Origin of the sequence: Stenotrophomonas sp. GbtcB23 (assembly GCF_019091045.1) — a bacterium.
In the GTDB taxonomy this organism is placed as follows: domain Bacteria; phylum Pseudomonadota; class Gammaproteobacteria; order Xanthomonadales; family Xanthomonadaceae; genus Stenotrophomonas; species Stenotrophomonas rhizophila_A.
The window spans coordinates 1-268 of record NZ_JAGXKC010000435.1 but is presented as its reverse complement, the minus strand read 5'-3'; the positions used below and the strand labels follow the sequence as shown (position 1 = coordinate 268).

1 protein-coding gene is annotated in these 268 nt (G+C 59.3%); it reads right to left on the bottom strand.

The window, feature by feature from the left end:
• A partial coding sequence (locus tag KVS69_RS19680) for a hypothetical protein (RefSeq protein WP_217539763.1) occupies positions 1–268 on the bottom strand: 268 nt, incomplete at both ends.

Below are 268 nucleotides of genomic sequence, written 5' to 3'. Positions count from 1 at the left end.
AGCGCGATGCGGAAATCCTTGTACTGGATGAGCTTGCGCTCCCCCGGATCGGTGGAGTTGAGGTTCAGGAGGATGACGGCATCGTTGGCCGGCAGGTCCTTCACGTCGACGAACCTGTAGTTGCCCGTCTGCTGGCCGTCGAACAGGACCGACTTGAAGGTGGCGTTGTTGATGTGGCGGAAAGCGAAATCGAACTCGCCGGAGGTCATCTTCAGTGCCATCAGCTGCGGGTCGTCGAGCTTCGCCCAGGTGATTCCGTCGATATAGG